The sequence below is a fragment of the Propionivibrio sp. genome, from assembly GCF_047602565.1.
GTDB lineage: Bacteria > Pseudomonadota > Gammaproteobacteria > Burkholderiales > Rhodocyclaceae > Propionivibrio.
Genome location: NZ_JASGGX010000001.1, coordinates 219,967 through 236,571 on the forward strand (window position 1 = coordinate 219,967; position 16,605 = coordinate 236,571).

Genomic DNA, 16,605 nt, shown 5'->3' on the forward strand with positions numbered 1-16,605 from the left:
TGTCCGTCCCGGCCCGCGAGGATCGGCCGTCCGCTACCGCGCCCTGGCTGCCAGGCAGTGGTCATACAAGCCCTGATATTGCCGGACCATCGCCGCCATGCTGTACTTCCGCTCGACCGCCAGGCGACCGGCCCGGCCCATATCCTGTGCCCTTTCACGGTTCCTGGCCAGCGCCACGATTTCCCTCGCCATGGCCTGCACATCGCCCGAGGAAACCAGCGTGCCGGTCATTCCTTCTTCGATCAGTTCCCGGTTTCCTCCCACGTCGGTCGCCACGACCGGCAGCCCGCTGGCCATCGCCTCCAGAATCGTGTTCGAAATGCCTTCCGCCAGCGAAGGCAACGCGAAGCAGTCCAGGCCGCGCAGGATTTCCGGCACGTCGCCGCGCTCGCCCGGCAGCCACGCCAGATCGGCGCAACCCGCCTGTTCCAGCAGTGCGAGCGATGCCGCCCGCAGCGGTCCGTCGCCGACCATGACTAGGCGCATCGCAGATTTCAACTCCGGCGCCATCCGCAGCGCGGCGATGAAGGCCTTCGCCAGATCCGTCTGGTTTTTCACGGTCTGCATGCGCCCCACGGTCCCCACCAGCCACAAATCCTCCCCAGTAAACGGGCAGTCCCGAATCTGCTCACGCCTGGCGGCCGGAAAGAAACGCTCCGCATCGACGCCGTTGTAGATCTGCGCCACTTCGGTGCGCGCCATGCCGACCGTGTCGGTCAGATAATCCTCAAGGTCGCGCGAAAGAGCAATGTAATACGTCACAAAAGGCCGGTAAAAGCGCCGCACCCACTGGTATTTCCTGTTGGAGCCATCCAGGTCGCCCACGTCGCGCCCATGTTCGCCGTGGATGCGTACCGGGACGCCCGCCGCCCATGCCGGCACGACCAGTTCCAGCGCGGCCAGATTGCGGGTATGGATGATCGACGGCCGCAGTTTCCTGAAGAGCCTGAAAAGCCGCGGATAGTTCCACAGCGCATGCCCCGGGCGCTTGTTCAGGGCAATGAACTCGACATCGTCGCGCCTGATGCGCTGTCGGAAATCGGTGATCTCGGTCAGCGCGATGATGACATGCCGGTAGGCATCGGGCGGCATGTGGTTGATCAGGTTGACCACGCCGTTCTCCAGCCCCCCCACGTCAAAGCGGTACATGACGTGGGCAATCAGCGGCCGCGCGTCCCGGCTAGCCATGAGCATCCCGAGCCTTGCGCAGGACCTGTTCGATCGCCGGAGCGGCCGCCTCGATGAACTCCTGCAGCACCGCATGCGGATCGTCCGCAGCGTCCTTGGCTACGTACGCGATCACCACCGCCGAGTCGTCGCCCTGCCCCAGCAGACGGAACAGCGCGGTGTAGGCCTTGGCCAGATAGTCGCTGGAAGTCAGCCGGCCGTTGACCCAGTACCACCGCCAGACGACCAGGCGTTCGTTGTTGGCCGGGGAGCGCAGCTCCGCCGTCCTGACGTCGATCGATGCCCCCTGCACGACGCTGGCGCGCCGGCCGCCGGAGACGCGCAGCCAGTTCCGATCGTCGCTTTTTACCAGGACATTGTTGGAACTCACCATCTTCCGCTCGGCCCCTTGATTCCGGTAATAGCCGACATACAGCCCCACCGATCGTCCATCCTTGCCGTAGATCTGGCGCAGGTAGGCGGAAGCGTTGTTGTAATGCGGGGTCCAGGCGGGGACGCCGCCCGCTTCACCGGTCCAGCCGGGAATCTCCGCCGGCACGCCGAGCGTCGCGATGTTCGGCTTCGCGTTCCGTTCGATCCGCCACTCGGCGAAAGGCCACACGCCCGTCAGAACGACGGCCGCCAGCACGGCGGTCAGCAGGGCCTGCCCGTAATTGTCCGCCCGGTACGGAACGGCCGCGGACCGCCCGGCGGAAGCCGGCTCATCGTCTTCCCGCCAGCGCGATCCGATCCAGAACATCGCCATGATGACGATGCCAAAGAACAGCCAGCCGTAGATGAGATGGTCGACGCCCGCCGCCAGCCTGTTGCCCGAAAGATGGCCCAGCATGACGATGATGTAGGCCCGCAGCCAGTTCGCGATGATGGGCACCACGCAGGAGACGCCGATGAAAACCAGTCGCCTCTTCAGTGATTGATAGTTCAAGTACGCGAACAGCGTTCCCACCATCAGGGAGGCGATAAGATAGCGCACCCCGCTGCATGCTTCGACCACCGACCAGCTGCCGGACGGAATGATGAAATGCAATCCCTCGCGGTAAACAGGCACGCCGCTGAAACGCAGGCACAGAACGGTGACGTTGGCCGTCCATTCCATCAGTTGCGGCATCGCGAATTCGCCGAACGGCACGGCGAACAGAAGGAACGCGAGGGGGAAACCCATTCTCCGGGTCAGTCGCACTCCAAGAACCGCCGCTACCGCCATGACCAGCATGCCGATCAAGGCGAATTGCGAGAGAGGGGCAACCGTGGCCATCTCTCCCAACAGCCACATGAAGCCGGCACAGCCGATGCCCAACGCCAGCCAGGCGTTGGGCATCGGCTCCATTGCGGCAAGCGCGCGGCGCTCGCGCCAGATCAGCCACAGGGAGATCGGAAACACCAGGAATCCGTGCGCGAACGTGTCGCTGCGCGCCCAGATGGCCACCATCGACAGCGCCGTTTCCCGGTAGAGCACGAACTCGGCGACGATAATCGCCGCCAACGCGCCTATCGCCAGCCGCCACCGGCAGGCCGATTCCCGGCCTGGAACTTCCACGATTTCACTGGTCTGCATGGGCTTGTGTGTTTTCAGGAACTGACAGGGCTGGCCGATTCGAGATATCGATCAATAATCGACAAATGGGCATCCCAGCTATACCGCAGAACCACCTGCCGGCGGGCCGCCCGGCCCATCGCCGAGCGCCGTTCGGGTGATTCGAGCAGCGCGGTTATTTGCCGAACGTGATCCTCGGCGCTCTCCCCCAGCAGCAGGTCCCTTTCCGGAACGGCATCCACCGCCTCGCCGCATTCTCTGGCGACGACGACCGGCTGTCCCATGGCCATGGCCTCGAGCACTTTGTTCTGGATGCCCCTGGCGATGCGCAGCGGCGCCACCACCACGCAGGCGTGCCGCAGATAGGGGCGCACGTCGGGCACGGTCCCGGTGACGACCACCCGTTCCCCGGCGAGCTCCTGCACGGCCGGCGAGGGACTGCGGCCGACGATGTAAAAGCGCAGGCCCGGCCACCGCGGCAGCAACCGCGGCAGTATTTCCCCGGTGAACCATTTGACGGCATCGACGTTCGGCCAGTAATCCATCGCGCCGGTGAACACCAGCGGGATTTCGTCCGCAGCGTAGGGCGACGCCAGATCGTGTTCCGGAGAAAAAAAATCGGCATCGACGCCGTTGCACATCGGCAGGGTTCTTTCCCGGCATTCCGGCGCGCGCTCCAGGAAAAGCTCCGTCTCGTTCTCGGTCACGAAAAAGGAACGCGCCGCCGACGCGGCGACCTGCCGCTCGAAGGCCAGCAGGCGTTCGCCCTCGCGCCGGTAGATCCAGGATAGCGGCCAGCGGTGCGCCGGCGCGTATTGCGTCCACTTGGCCGAGTCGACGTCGCAGAAATCGACCAGGGTCCTGTCCTGCGGAAAGTCCCCGAGGTATTGGGCCATCGCCGACGAGAAGACCACGGCGGCATCGATCCCGCCCTCGGCGATCGTCCGGTTCACCCACGCCTGCAGGCCGCCGTCGCGGTAATACGGCAGCGTCAGCGCCTCGCCGCTCACCAGGCCGCGCAGGCTGCGCAGCTTGGCCAGCTCCGGCGACAGCCGCGCGACGTGCATCCCGGCGCAGTAATCCCCCAACGTCCCGACATGGGCCTCGTCCGCCGGATCGTCGATGAAGGTGCCCAGGAAAACCCGATGCCTGGCCGCCAGATGCTTGAGCAGGTGGAACGAACGCACCTTGTCGCCCTTGTTGGGCGGGTACGGCAGGCGGTGCACGAGGTACAGCAGATTGCTCATGGACTACCCCAGGTTGCGCACGATGAACGGCCCCAGCCGGTTGGCCACGCCAACCGGCAAACGCCGCCACGCCTCGATGAAAAGGCGGTACTTGGCGTTCGACGGATTATTCTGCGGGATGCCGTCGCGCCGATAGAGGCGGTATTCGTAGTACAACGGCTTCGGCTCGAATCCCCAGTTCTTCTTGAACGAATACGAGCCGGTGCCCTGCTTGCTGCGGCCGTAGTCGAACACCTTGATGCCCCGCTCGCAGGCGCGGCGCATCAATTCCCAGTACTTGAAATCGTTGCCGGCCAGATCGCGCGCGGCCACGTCGTCGCCGGCGTAATACGGCAGGATTTCATCGCGGAAATAGAAACTGAGCACGCTGCTGACCGCCCTGCCCTGCGCGTCGGTCACGGTCAGCACGTCGCAGTCGCGGCCGAACGTTTCGAGCAGCTGCCGGAAATAGCGCCTGGGCAGCGCGGGCGTGCCGTGCCGCAGGACGTTGTCGGCATAGAGCGAGAAGAACCGTTCGACGTCGCCGTCGATCTCGCTGCGTAGTCCGTTCTTGATGCCCTTGCGCACCATCGCCCGCTGCTTGCGGGGAATGGCCAGCAGGTTGGCCTCGAGGTCCGGCTCGATGGCCTTGCGGAAGCAGACGTAGAGGTCCTGCATCGGCCAGTCGGCGTGGCGGCGCTCGCAGTTGCGCAGTTCGAGATGGTCGACGCCCAGTTGGCGGGCGATCGCCTGCGCTTCGTTTTCCAGCGCCGTGGCGGCCGGCTCGCCGTCGGCCGCCACGCCGCCGTACACGGCGAACGGCAGCGAAACGAGGGCGTTGCCGAAGAGCAGGCTCTTGACGTGCGCGAGCGGCAACACGCCTTCGATGGCACCGTCCCGCTCGGCATAGAGAAAGTAGGTCGGATGCCGGAAGACGCCCGCCACGATGTCCTGCCAGCCGGCACGATGGAAGAACGTCGCCTGCGGGCAGGCATGGACGAAGTCGTCCCAGCGCCGCGCCGTCCGCGCGTCGCCGGGCGCCAGCCGCAAGACAGTCGGCGCCGATGCGGCTTCTGCCGCCTCTTCCGTGTTTTCTCCGCGAGGCAGCGTCATCCGGCGTCCCCGCCCTGCCGGCCAAGAAAGATCGCGTCCATCCGTCCCCAATGGAAATCGCCCAGCAGCCGCCGGATGCGGCCTTCGGTCCGGTGCAGGTTGAGGTAGTGCCGGAAGCGCGTCTTCAGGTCGATGCCCGGAATCCTCGGCTGTTCGTGATCGATTTCCCAGGGGTGGAAATAGAAGATCGCCGGCTGCCCGTCGCGGCAGTTGACCCGCTCCAGCAGCCAGCGCGACACGCGGTACGGCATCAGGCGGAAATAGCCGCCGCCGCTGGCCGGCCAGTTACGGTCGAAGAAGCACGACGTCGTCGCCGGAATCTCCAGCAGGCCGCCGCGCACCCGGTGCGCGAAGCGCGGCGCGTCCGGCATGCCGTAATGATCGTGGCGTATCGGATAGATGCTCGAGCTATACACGTACCCGGCCCGTTCGAGGCAATCGAAGGCCCACAGGTTACTCTTCCCGATCGAGAAGCTCGGCGCACGATAGCCCTTCACCGGCTGCCCGGAAAGGTCTTCGAGCAGCTTGCGCGAGGCGTCGATGTCCGCGAAGAAGGCCGCTTCGTCCAGGTCGCTGGCGCGCTGATGGCCGTAGCCGTGGCTGGCCAGTTCGTGGCCGCCGTCGACGATCCGCCGGACCAGCTGCGGATAACGCTCGGCGATCCATCCCAGCGTGAAGAAGGTGGCCTTCGTCCGGCGCTCGTCGAGCAGCGCCAGGATGCGCTCGATGTTGCGCTCGACCCGGCACGCGCGGCTGTCCCATTCACTGCGGGGGATGTACGGGGCGAGCGCGGAGACCTGGAAATAATCTTCGACGTCTATCGTCAGCGCATTGATGATCGGCGTTCTTGGCATGACCGGGCTCCCATTTCATGGTCCGACGACGGGCATGCCACAAAGTTCAACGACCGCCGCATGCCGCCTGCCGGTCCATCAACCAGCCGGCCAGATGGGAGGCGATACGCTCCGCGGCATGACCGTCCCATAACTCCGGAATGCGCCCGCGCTTGCCGCCTCCAGCAAGGATTTCGGAAACGCCGGCAAGGATCGCCCGCCGGTCGCGCCCGACCATCGTATTAGTGCCCTGTTCGACCGTGATCGGACGCTCCGTGTTCTCGCGCATCGTCAGGCAGGGAATTCCCAGCGCCGTGGTCTCCTCCTGCAACCCGCCGGAATCGGTGAGCACCAGCCGCGCCCCGGCCATCAGGCCGAGCATTTCGAGATAGCCCTGCGGCGGCAGCAGCACGATCCGCGGTCCGGCGACCAGATCGTTCAGCCCGAAGCGTTCGATGTTGCCGCGCGTGCGCGGATGCAGGGCGATGATCAACGGCAACCGTTCGGACACCTCGCGCAAGGTTTCGAGCAGCGGCCGCAGGGTCTCCTCCTGGTCGACGTTGGACGGGCGATGGAGCGTCACCACGGTGTAGCCGGCGGGGGACGCCGCGACGGCGCCGTCGAACCCCGCCGCATCGAGGATTTCCGCCGGCCGGCGCGCATGCTCGCGGTTGGCTACCAGCGAATCGATCATCACGTTGCCGACGAACGCCACCCGCTCCGGAGCAATGCCCTCGCGCAGCAGGTTGTCGAGCGCGCTGCGCTCGGTGGTGTAGAGCAGATCGGCCACCTGGTCGGTCAGCACGCGGTTGATTTCCTCCGGCATGCCCCGGTCGAAACTGCGCAGGCCGGCTTCCACGTGTGCGACGGGAATGCCTTTCTTGACGCCGACCAGGGTGCAGGCCAGGGTCGAATTCACGTCGCCGACGACCAGGATGCACGACGGTTTGTGCTCGTCGACCACCGGCTCGAAGCGCTTCATCACCTCGGCGGTCTGCACGGCGTGCGTTCCCGAGCCGACTTCGAGATTGATGTCCGGGTGCGGCAGGCGCAGGTCCTCGAACAGCCGGTCGTTCATGTCCCGGTCGTAGTGCTGGCCGGTGTGCACCAGCAGCGCGGGAATCGCCGGCCGGTGCGCGGCGAAGGCGCGCAGGACCGGCGCCATTTTCATGAAGTTCGGCCGCGCGCCCACGATGCACAGGACGGGGCCGAGGGTTTCGGGCCAAGCTGGGCAGGTCAAGTCTGGTTCTCCGTCGGATTGTTCTTCTGCACCCGGATGGCATTGACCAGCTGCTGCAGCAAGGTCAGCGTCGCCGCGGTGCTGCGCTCGATCCGGATCATGCTGCGTTCCAGGCGCACGATGCGCTGTTCGTTGATGCCATGCTTCAGGTCCCCGATCGCGTGCAGCGCCTCGTCGGCCGCCTGCGCGTCCAGTTCGAGCCGGGCCAGGTTCAGGTCCATGATGCCGGTGTCGGTCAGGCGCACCTCATGCGGGTGGCTTTCCGCCACGCCCGGCGGGTCCTGCGGCGCCACGCCGGGGGCCAGCGTCTCCTCGTTGAGTTCCCGCGCCACCTCCTCGACGTCGGCCGCCGCGAATCCGGATTTCCCGCCGAGGAAACCGGACAGGAGAATCCTGTCGCACAGCGAATTGATGCGCCGCGGCACGCCGCCGCTGGCCTTGAACAGCGCGGTGTACGCCTCGTCGTCGAACAGCGGCTGGCCTTCGTAGCCGGCGCATTTGAGCCGATGCTCGATGTAGCCGCGGGTTTCGTCCTGGTCCATCGGGCCGATGTGGCACGCCGCGATGACGCGCTGCCGCAGCTGCTGCATGTGCGGGCTCTGCATGATGCTGCGGAATTCCGGCTGGCCGATCAGGAAACTCTGCAGCAGGGCCTGCGTCTCGAACTGGAAGTTGGATAGCATCCTCAGTTCCTCGACCGCGTGCGGCGTCAGGTTCTGCGCCTCGTCGACGATCAGCAGGCAGCGTTTGCCCTGGCGCGTCACGTCGACCAGGAAGGCCTCCAGCGCGAGCAGCACGTCGGATTTGCCGAGATTCTTGGAACGCACGCCGAAGGCGGCGGCCACCATGCGCAACGTGTCGTCGGCGTCGAGCTGGGTGCTCACCAGCTGCGCCGCGATCACCTTCGCTGAATCGAGCTTGCCGAGCAGGCCGCGGACGATGGTCGTCTTGCCGGCGCCCACTTCGCCGGTCACGACGATGAACCCTTCGTTCTGGTGCAGCCCGTACTCGAGGTAGGCCGTCGCACGCCGGTGCTGCTTGCTGCCGAAATAGAAATTCGGATCGGGATTCAGCTGGAACGGCTTGCTGGCCAAGCCATAATAGGATTCGTACATGACTTTGGACTAGAACCGGTGGGAGAACGTCCCGGTCAACGCATTTTCCGTGTAATTCGTGGTTCCATCCACCTCGATCCGGCGGGCGCTCAGGCCCGCATTGGTCTTCGGCCCCAGCTGGGTGACGAAATTGACCGTATACATCGTCTCGTCGGTTTTCAAGGGCGAATCCCCCGTCCCTTTGCTCTGCAGGCGCGAAACGGACCCGGACAACGACGAAAGTCCGCTGAGCTTATGCGACCAGTTGACGCTGGCGCCGGTCTGCTTGACGTTGTTGAGGGTGGAGAAATCCGTGCCGAGGAACCATCCCGAGCCCGTCCCATTGGAAACATCCTGGGTCTCGCTCCGGGTCGCCGCGAAGGTGACCGTGTTGCGGGCACCGAGCAGGGCCAGCGACAATTCCTTGCGTTCCTGCAATGTCACTCCCGTCGTCAGGAAGCCGCCCTGCAGCGCCGCGTTCGGCGACAGGCCGCTGCTCAACAGCATGGCGTTCACGAAAGCAGCGCGCGCCACGGGATCGGGAATGGCCGAGGAGAACATGCTGTCGAGCAAGCTGAAATACGTGCCGACGGTGCCCGATATACGATCGTTGGACGTCTGGGTATCCTTGGTCTGGATATATTTCCACGCGGTTCTGGCCGTCCGGTGCGTGAAGGAGATGTTATCGCTGTTACCGAAGAAGCGGTCCTCGCGGAAGGCCGACAGCAAGGTTCTCTCGGTCGGCGCCCATTCAAATCCTCCGCCCTTGATGGTATGGGATTTTTCATCGACGCTGACGTAATCGTTGGACTCCCGGCCGCCGATCAGGGAAACGCGGAGCTGCGGCGAGTAACGGTAGGTGAGCATTCCCCGCACGAGATTCGACGTCGTATCGCGCCCCTGATCAAAGTCGTTTTTCTGGCGGTTGGCGTCGAGCGACCAGCCGAGCCAGGAAAATCCCGCGGTGCCGGCCAGCCGGCCGGTCAATTGCCTGGTTTGCGTGCTGAAGGCGTTGCCTTCATCCGAGCTCGTTTTGCCCAGATCGTAGCGCAGCAGGTACTCGGTTGAAGAGCCGAGGATGCCCTTGAAATAGGGAGAGATCCGGTAGGTCCTGGTTTCGGTCGTGTTGCCGCTGTCGTTGATGTTGACGGAGGTGTTCGTCGAGCCGCCGAAGGCCGACAGATTCTGTTGGGAAATCGTCGCGTTGGCATCGATGAAGAACAGGTTCTCCAGCACTTCCAGCGACCCGAGCGCATTCAGCGAATTCTGGATGTTGTTGCGCGAGGAGTCGTTGGCGTAGTACAGACCGTGCAGCCGGTAATCGAAACTCAGCTTGAGACGATCTCCACGGCCATTGATGTTGATTCCCGGTGCAATATCGGTGATCCAGTCGCTTTCCCGATTTTTGTCGATCAGGCCGACATTGTCCGTTGCCGTCTCATTGACCGTGATGGAAGGCGTGATCTGCCAATTGCCGGCCCATGCGGGCATGCCCCCCGCACCGCCATACATGCAAAGGAAAACCAGAAAGCGCAGGTCAAGCCGAGGCGCTGTAGCCATAGCCATACCCGTAACCGTAGCCATATTCGTCCTTGCCCATCGTTCTTACCTGGTTAAGAAGCATGAGCCGCACGGGACAGGACTCGATCGCGGCCAACGCGTTTCTCACGTCGGAGTGGGTCGTTCTTTCCGCGTTGACCACGATCACGACCTGCCCCATGTGCGACGCCAAGGTTCTCGCCTCCGTCGTCACCAGCAGGGGCGGCGAATCAAAAATGATGATACGGTCCGAGTAGCGGCTGGACATTTCCTCCAGCAGGCGCGCCATGGCTTCGCTGGCAAGCAGTTCGGTGGCCCGGGGATGCTGGGTGCCGCTCGGCAGGACGGTCAGTTTCTCGATATTGGTTTTCAACAGCACATGCGACAGGGAAATCGAGTCGTCCACCAACACATCGAGCAGGCCCTTGGCCGGCGCCAGCCCCATTTTGTTCAGCAAGGTCGGTCTGGCCACGTCGGCATCGACCAGCATCACGGTATTGTCGAGCTCCATGGCGATGCTTACCGCGAGGTTGAGCGCGGTGAAGGTCTTTCCCTCCCCGGGCAAGGCGCTCGTGATCATGATCAGGTTGCCGTCCTTGATGCGCGCCGCGCCTTTCCCCATCGCATTGTCGATGAGCGGGCGCTTGATGACGCGAAACTCGTCCGCCTTGCGGGAGCGGGGAGCATTGGGACAGACGATCCCGGAAGCGGCAAGTACATCAAGATTGACATCGACCCGGCGCGACACGGGCACTTCCGGCGTCTGCACCGCGGCCGATCCTGTCCCTGGCGCTACCGGCCTGGCAGAACCCTCGCCTTCACGTTCCGCCGGGCGACCGCCGACCTCGCTGCCTCCGTTTGCGCTCGGCCCCGAGCTTTCCTCTTGAGACGGCGAGTGGATATCGACTCCGGCCTTTCTCAATTGCTCCAGACGTTGCGCCGCTTGTTCGATGAGACTCATTGTCGTTCCTCAAGCAGTGCGGGACGTGAAATAAACCAACAGGGCGATTCCCACCCCATAGGCGCCCACGAATGACAGGACCCCGGCAATGAACTGCCGCAGCCTCGTCTTCTCCCTGGCGATGTCGGCATCCGCCACTTTCTTCGAGACGGTCCCGAGCAATGGTAAACCGCTCACTTCCCGCAATGCCCGCGCGTCGAAGAAAACCGGACGGATCTGGCTTGCCGCGAACGGGATGAAGAATCCCGCTCCGAGCGCCAATATGAGCGTCAGCGGCAACAGCAGCAGGCGGTTCGGATACACGGGCTTGGGCGAAACGCGGGGAGGATCGATCAGACGGAAATCAACGGCCGCCGACGACGCGTCCATCTCGCCGGAAATCGTCGCGGATTCCCGGCGTGCCACCAGACCTTCGTAATTCTTCTTGTTGATGTCGTAGTCGCGGTTGAGCTGGGTGAGTTCCGCCTCGATTTGCGGAATCATCTTCATCGAATCCTTGAGTTGATTGTAGCGGCTCTGATACTCCGCCACCCGGACCCGCAGCGACGCCACGGTCGCCTCGCTTTCCGCCAGCGAGATTTTCAATTGCTGATACACGGGGTTGGTACTGGTTACCGCGGCGGGACTCGAGACAGCCACTTTCTTGCGCGCGGCGATCTCCTCGCGTTTCTGCTCTTCCAACTCCTTGATCATCCGCCGCGTCCCGACGACATCGGGATGAAGCTCGGTATATCGCTGCAAAAGCCCATCCAGATTGCGTTTCAGAGAATCGATACGCGCATCGATGTCGGGTACCGAAACCACCGAGGTAATTTCAGGCGCGTCCGACAGCAGTGAGGGTTCTTCCCCTACGATTTGCCGCTTGAGCGCATCCCGTGAATTCTCGGCTTCGCGCAACTCGAGCTTTGCCCTCTCCAGAGACCCACTCACGTCGCCGAGACGGCCGAAATAGTCCTTGCCCTCGGAGGTCTGGGCGGCAAGATTCTTCAGTTTGAACTCCTTCAGGCGATTTTCCGCTTCTTCAAGCTTTTTCTGATACACCTGAATCTGGTCGTCGATGAATTTCCTGGCGGTATCGGCGTCCTTGCGTTTATCCCCCAGGCTCGACTCGACGAAGATCGAGACCAGCGACTGCACGACGCGCTTCGCCCGTTCCGGCTGCGGATCGCTATAGGACAGCGTGTAGAGGTTGTCGCGGGAAGTACTTCTGATCGCCACCGCCTTTATCAGGTCATCCACCAAGGCTTCCTGCGCGGCCTTGGTTTTGACGTTGAGATCGAGATCGGCCATGCGGATCAGCTTCTCGATGTTGGGCCGGCTGATCAGCGTACGGCTGAGAATCAGTATCTGCTGATCCATGTTGGGCTCGATCGCCAACCCCGACATGAGCGGTTTCAGAATCGACTGCGTATCGACATAGATGCGTGCCGACGCCTCGTATCGGTCCGGAATGCGAAAAACCACGACGACGCTGACCGCCGCGACGACCCAGGCGACCACGAGTCCAAGCCAGCGATGTTTCCACATTCCCCGCAGAATGATTGTTGCCTGGCGGAGGAGTTCATCCATTGGTCAATTGTTTCATCAAAGGTTGAAAAATCGCATTGCGTCCGGAAACGCAATGCGAGTCGGAGAAAAACCCGTCAGAACCAGCTGCGCGGGATGATCAGCACGTCGCCCGGCTTCATGTCGACATTGGCCGACACGTCGCCGCGCTTGATCAGATCCGCGACGCGCACGCTGTATTGCTTGTCGCCCTCGGCCGTCCTGAGCAGCGTCGTCGCGTTGCCGTCCGCGAAGTCGGTCAATCCGCCCACGGCGATCATCACGTCGAGCAGGGTCATCTTCTGCTTGTACGGCAGCGTCTGCGGCTTGCCGGCCTCGCCGACCACGCGGATCTGTTCGCTGTACGGGCCGACGAACTGGGTGACGATCACGGTCACGACGGGATCGCGGATGTACTTGCCGAGTTCCTTCTCGATGTCGCGCGCCAGCGTCGTCGGATCCTTGCCCATCGCCGGCAGGTCCTCGACCAGGGGCGCCGCGATCTTGCCGTCCGGACGGACCGGCACCGACATCGAAAGTTCCGGGTTGCGCCAGACCACGATGTTCGACAGAATCGCCGGGACCGATGATGTAGTTGTAGCTCGACGAAGCGGCGCTAGCCGGCGCGGGAGGAACGGAGTTGCCCGTCGCACAGCCGAAGATTGCTGCTCCGAGCACTCCCAGCATGACCCAGCGCATCACTGTAGCAACACCTTGTTTCAGGCTGACCGACATTTCATTCTCCTTAGGCAGCAATCGATCCATGAAAGAAAGATAACATTCAGGATTAAATCTTATCCGAAAAGTCCTGATTCGAATTAAGATTATTCTTACATCAATAACACAACAAACTGATTCTGTTGCCTATTCGCACCGCCACAGCATATTCCACAGGTTACCCGGTCGCCGGCAGCCGGCAAAACAACTAAGTCACACTCCCTGCCGCAGGGCGTCGACCACGTTCAGGCGGGAGGCGCGGCGCGCCGGCAGCACGGCGGCCAGGATCGTCGCCGCGACGCCGATGGCGCCCGCCAGGACGATTTCGCCCGGCACGAGGCGGATCGAAGCCGTATAGCCGATGTTGGCGTTGGGCGGCGGCGGCATGGGAATGCCGATGGCCGAGATGATCATGGCCGCCGCGCACCCGACCGCCACGCCGATCGCCGCGCCCAGCACGCCCAGCAGCGCGCTCTCGGTCATGATCAGCCTGAACACCGTCCCCGGCCGGTCGCCCAGCGCCAGCAGCGTGCCGAACTCGCGCGTCCGCTCGAACAGAGTCATGTTCACGCTGTTGGTGACGCTGAGGAGCACCATCAGCAGGATGATCAGCCGCAGCACGCCGAACTGCCGGTCATAGAGCTTCAGCGTCTTGTCGTAGAAGTCGGACAGTTCGCGCCAACTGGCCAGTTCGAAACCCCGGTCTTCCAGGCGGTTTTTCAGGGAGGCGAGCACGGCGTCGGTATCTTCCGTCCTGTCCAGCATGACGACCAGGACATGCGCCGACGCGGTATCCATGAGCTCGCGCGCCGCCCGCAGCGGGATGCGCACGGCGCGCGCGTCGAAATCCTTGGAAAAGCTCTGGAAGACGCCGATCACCTCGAAATCCAGCGTATTGACCGCGCCCTGGGCCAGACTGATCACCAGGTTGACCCGGTCGCCGGGCTTGAGCCCCAGCGACCTGGCGACGCCCTGCCCCATGACGATGCCGTCCAGGTCTCCGTCGCGCAGCGGACGGCCCTCGATGTAGCGCAGATAGGTGCCCAGTTTTTCCTCGGCCGACGGCTCGACCCCTTCGCCGATGATGCCGAGATCCCGCTTGCCGTTGTTGATGACGCCCGCGAAACCGAGCCGTTCCAGCGTCAGTTGCACGCCGGGCGCCTCGCCGATCATGCGCTTGAGTTCGTCGGGCCGGTCGATGAGAAACGCTTCCGGCGCGCGCACGCGCCCCTCGCGGTAGCCCTTCTTCGCCACCTGGATGTGTCCGCTCTGCGAATGGATCACTGCCTCGCCGAGCTGGAAGAAAATGTCCTGGACGAAGCCGCCGGCGAGGATCAGCCCGGCCACGCCCAGCGCGATCGCCGCGAGCGTCCCCGCCGAGCGCGCGCGCTGCCGGAACACGTTGCGCAGGGCGAAATTCAGGCGCTGGCGGAGATCGGCCTTCATTGGTTCCGCCTCAGCGCATCGACGATGATCATGCGGCTCGCTTTCCAGGCGGGCAGGAGGCTAGCCGCGAAGGTGGTGAACACCGCCAGGACCAGCGCGTCCGCCGCCAGCTGCGGCAGTATCCGTATTTCCCCGAGGAATCCCCTGGCCATGCCGGGCGGCGGCGGCATGGGGATGCCGATCGCGGAGATCGCCTGGGCCAGCACGAATCCGAGGAGCAGCCCCAGCACGCCGCCGACGGCGCCGATCAGCGCACCTTCGGCGACGAACATGCGCATCAGCGCCCGCCGCCGCACCCCGATCGCCAGGCTGGTTCCGATCTCGGTGGTGCGTTCGAGGACGCTCATCATCTGGGTATTGGAAATGGTCAACACGATGATCAGGCCGATGATGAACTTGACGACGCTGACTTGCCTGGAGAAGAGCACGACCGTCTTGTTGTAGAAGTCGGCCAGCGCCGTCCAGGGCACGATCTCGAATTTGTCCCCGGGCAGTTTTTCGGACAGGTAACGGCTCGCCTCGGCCGTCCTTTCCGTCTCGTCGAGAAGCACGACCCAGGAGGTCGCCCCCTTGACCTTCATCAGTTTTCTGGCCGTCTGGATCGGCAGGCGCAGCGCCGAATCGTCGTACTCTTTCGTGGTCGTGGCGAACGTCCCGGCGACCTTAACCTCGATTGCGCTCGGGCTGCCGCTGGCAGCCGTCGCCAGCAGGACGACGTCGTCGCCGGGCGCCACGCCCATGCTGCGCGCGAGCCCTTCGCCGAGAATGACGGCGGCTTCGTCGGCGGTTTCGAGGTCGCGGCCGCTCATGATGTTGACCTGGCTGCTCACCGGCTTTTCGTTGGCCGGATCGACCCCGTCGCCGATGAAGGCGATCGTCGTTTCGCCGTGGCTGATCAGGCCGCTGAAGGCGAGGCGTGGCGCCAGGCTGCGGAACCCCGGCATGCGTTCGACGAGCGACTGTTCCGCCGATTTCTCCGGCAGTAGAAAGGCGTAGGGATCGGCGATGCCTTTTTCGAAGAAATGCGGACGAACGATCTGCACGTGCCCGAACTGGGAATGGATCGCGCTTTCCCGCATCTGCTCGAAAATCCAGGCGATGAACCCGCCGGCCAGCAGGAAGGCGACGATCCCGAACGCCACCGTCAGCGTCGCCACCAGCGTCCGCTGCGTATTGCGCCTGAGGTTTCTTGATGCCAGGCGGAAATCGGCGATCAGGCTATTCATCGGAAGCCGTTGGTCTGCTAGATTAACAGAGGGTTCCCATCATACGACAAGGACTCATCATGCAGGCGTTCGATTACGGAATGGCGTTTTCGAGAAACATCGGATGGGTGACCGAGGCCGAGCAGGAACGCCTGCGAAACGCGCGCGTCGCCATCGGCGGGCTGGGCGGCGTCGGCGGGGTGCATCTGCTCACGCTGGCCAGGATGGGGATCGGCCGTTTCACGATCGCCGATTTCGACGTTTTCGACATCGTCAATTTCAACCGCCAGGTCGGCGCGCTGGTCAGCACGCTCGGGCGCCCGAAAATAGAAGCCCTCGCGGAAATGGTCAAGGATGTCAATCCGGAGATCGAGCTGCGCGCCTTTCCCGGCGGGATTCAGGGCGACACGCTGGAGGAGTTTCTGGCCGGCGCCGACGTCTATGTTGACGGCCTCGATTTCTTCGCTTTCGAAGCCCGGCGCATGACCTTCGCCGCCTGCGAACGCAAGGGCATCCCGGTCGTCACCGCGGCGCCGTTGGGACTGGGCACGGCGCTGCTCGTCTTTGGTCCCGGCGGCATGCCGTTCGAAGACTATTTCGGCTTCGCGGAGTGCCGGAACGAAATCGACATGGCCGTGCGCTTCCTGGTCGGACTTTCTCCCGCCATGCTCCAGCGCGGCTACGTGGCCGACATGTCGCGCGTCAATCTCGCCGAACGCAAGGGACCGTCCTGCATCGCCGCCTGCCAGTTGTGCGCTGGCGTCGCCGCCATCGAAACGCTGAAACTCGTGCTCGGGCGCGGCGGCGTCCGGCTCGCTCCCTGGGCCAGCCAGTTCGACGGCTACCGGATGCGCTACGTCAAGACATGGCGGCCTGGGGGCCACCGCAACCCGCTGCAGCGGCTGATGACCTTCCTCGTCAAGTCCCAGCTGGCCCGCGCCGCCAAACCAGGAAAGTGACTCGC

General features: G+C 63.8%; 13 protein-coding genes and 1 pseudogene. 1 reads left to right on the forward strand and 13 read right to left on the reverse strand.

Annotated features, from left to right (window positions below):
* Positions 1–33 precede the first annotated feature (33 nt).
* The 13 genes and pseudogenes from QM701_RS01005 to QM701_RS01065 form a co-directional block, all read right to left on the reverse strand.
* Positions 34–1,188, reverse strand: a complete 1,155-nt coding sequence (locus QM701_RS01005) for a TIGR03088 family PEP-CTERM/XrtA system glycosyltransferase (protein WP_415165251.1) — start codon at positions 1,186–1,188, stop codon at positions 34–36.
* The gene (gene xrtA / locus QM701_RS01010; protein ID WP_415165252.1) at positions 1,181–2,743 is read right to left on the reverse strand and encodes an exosortase A; all 1,563 of its coding nucleotides are present in this window, start codon (positions 2,741–2,743) and stop codon (positions 1,181–1,183) included. Before xrtA ends, QM701_RS01005 begins: the two co-directional genes overlap by 8 nt.
* 14 nt (positions 2,744–2,757) lie before the next feature.
* Entirely contained in the window at positions 2,758–3,969 is a 1,212-nt protein-coding gene (locus tag QM701_RS01015) for a TIGR03087 family PEP-CTERM/XrtA system glycosyltransferase (RefSeq protein ID WP_415165253.1), read from the reverse strand.
* A gap of 3 nt (positions 3,970–3,972) precedes the next feature.
* Entirely contained in the window at positions 3,973–5,061 is a 1,089-nt protein-coding gene (locus QM701_RS01020) for a FemAB family XrtA/PEP-CTERM system-associated protein (RefSeq protein WP_415165254.1), read from the reverse strand.
* Positions 5,058–5,915 carry an XrtA system polysaccharide deacetylase gene (locus tag QM701_RS01025; protein ID WP_415165255.1) on the reverse strand — a complete coding sequence of 286 codons (858 nt, stop codon included), beginning with the start codon at positions 5,913–5,915 and terminating at the stop codon, positions 5,058–5,060. The genes QM701_RS01020 and QM701_RS01025 overlap by 4 nt, the downstream gene beginning before the upstream one ends.
* Positions 5,916–5,961: 46 nt before the next feature.
* Positions 5,962–7,134: a non-hydrolyzing UDP-N-acetylglucosamine 2-epimerase gene (gene wecB / locus QM701_RS01030; RefSeq protein ID WP_415165256.1), complete on the reverse strand. Its 1,173-nt coding sequence runs from the start codon at positions 7,132–7,134 to the stop codon at positions 5,962–5,964.
* Positions 7,131–8,249, reverse strand: coding sequence for an XrtA/PEP-CTERM system-associated ATPase (locus QM701_RS01035; RefSeq protein ID WP_415165257.1), 1,119 nt, complete (start codon positions 8,247–8,249; stop codon positions 7,131–7,133). Before QM701_RS01035 ends, wecB begins: the two co-directional genes overlap by 4 nt.
* 9 nt (positions 8,250–8,258) lie before the next feature.
* Complete coding sequence (locus QM701_RS01040) at positions 8,259–9,788, reverse strand: TIGR03016 family PEP-CTERM system-associated outer membrane protein (protein WP_415165258.1); 1,530 nt, start codon at positions 9,786–9,788, stop codon at positions 8,259–8,261.
* Positions 9,766–10,728 carry an XrtA-associated tyrosine autokinase gene (locus QM701_RS01045; protein ID WP_415165259.1) on the reverse strand — a complete coding sequence of 321 codons (963 nt, stop codon included), beginning with the start codon at positions 10,726–10,728 and terminating at the stop codon, positions 9,766–9,768. The genes QM701_RS01040 and QM701_RS01045 overlap by 23 nt, the downstream gene beginning before the upstream one ends.
* Before the next feature lie 9 nt (positions 10,729–10,737).
* Complete coding sequence (locus QM701_RS01050) at positions 10,738–12,297, reverse strand: XrtA system polysaccharide chain length determinant (RefSeq protein WP_415165260.1); 1,560 nt, start codon at positions 12,295–12,297, stop codon at positions 10,738–10,740.
* 74 nt (positions 12,298–12,371) lie between these two features.
* Positions 12,372–12,972, reverse strand: a pseudogene (locus tag QM701_RS01055) (XrtA/PEP-CTERM system exopolysaccharide export protein).
* Between the two features lie 231 nt (positions 12,973–13,203).
* On the reverse strand, positions 13,204–14,436 hold the full coding sequence (locus QM701_RS01060) for an ABC transporter permease (protein WP_415165261.1): 1,233 nt from the start codon (positions 14,434–14,436) through the stop codon (positions 13,204–13,206).
* Positions 14,433–15,662: an ABC transporter permease gene (locus tag QM701_RS01065; protein ID WP_415165262.1), complete on the reverse strand. Its 1,230-nt coding sequence runs from the start codon at positions 15,660–15,662 to the stop codon at positions 14,433–14,435. Before QM701_RS01065 ends, QM701_RS01060 begins: the two co-directional genes overlap by 4 nt.
* A 56-nt stretch (positions 15,663–15,718) precedes the next feature.
* Between QM701_RS01065 and QM701_RS01070 the strand changes: the two genes are divergently transcribed.
* Complete coding sequence (locus QM701_RS01070; protein WP_415169324.1) at positions 15,719–16,600, forward strand: ThiF family adenylyltransferase; 882 nt, start codon at positions 15,719–15,721, stop codon at positions 16,598–16,600.
* Positions 16,601–16,605 lie beyond the last annotated feature (5 nt).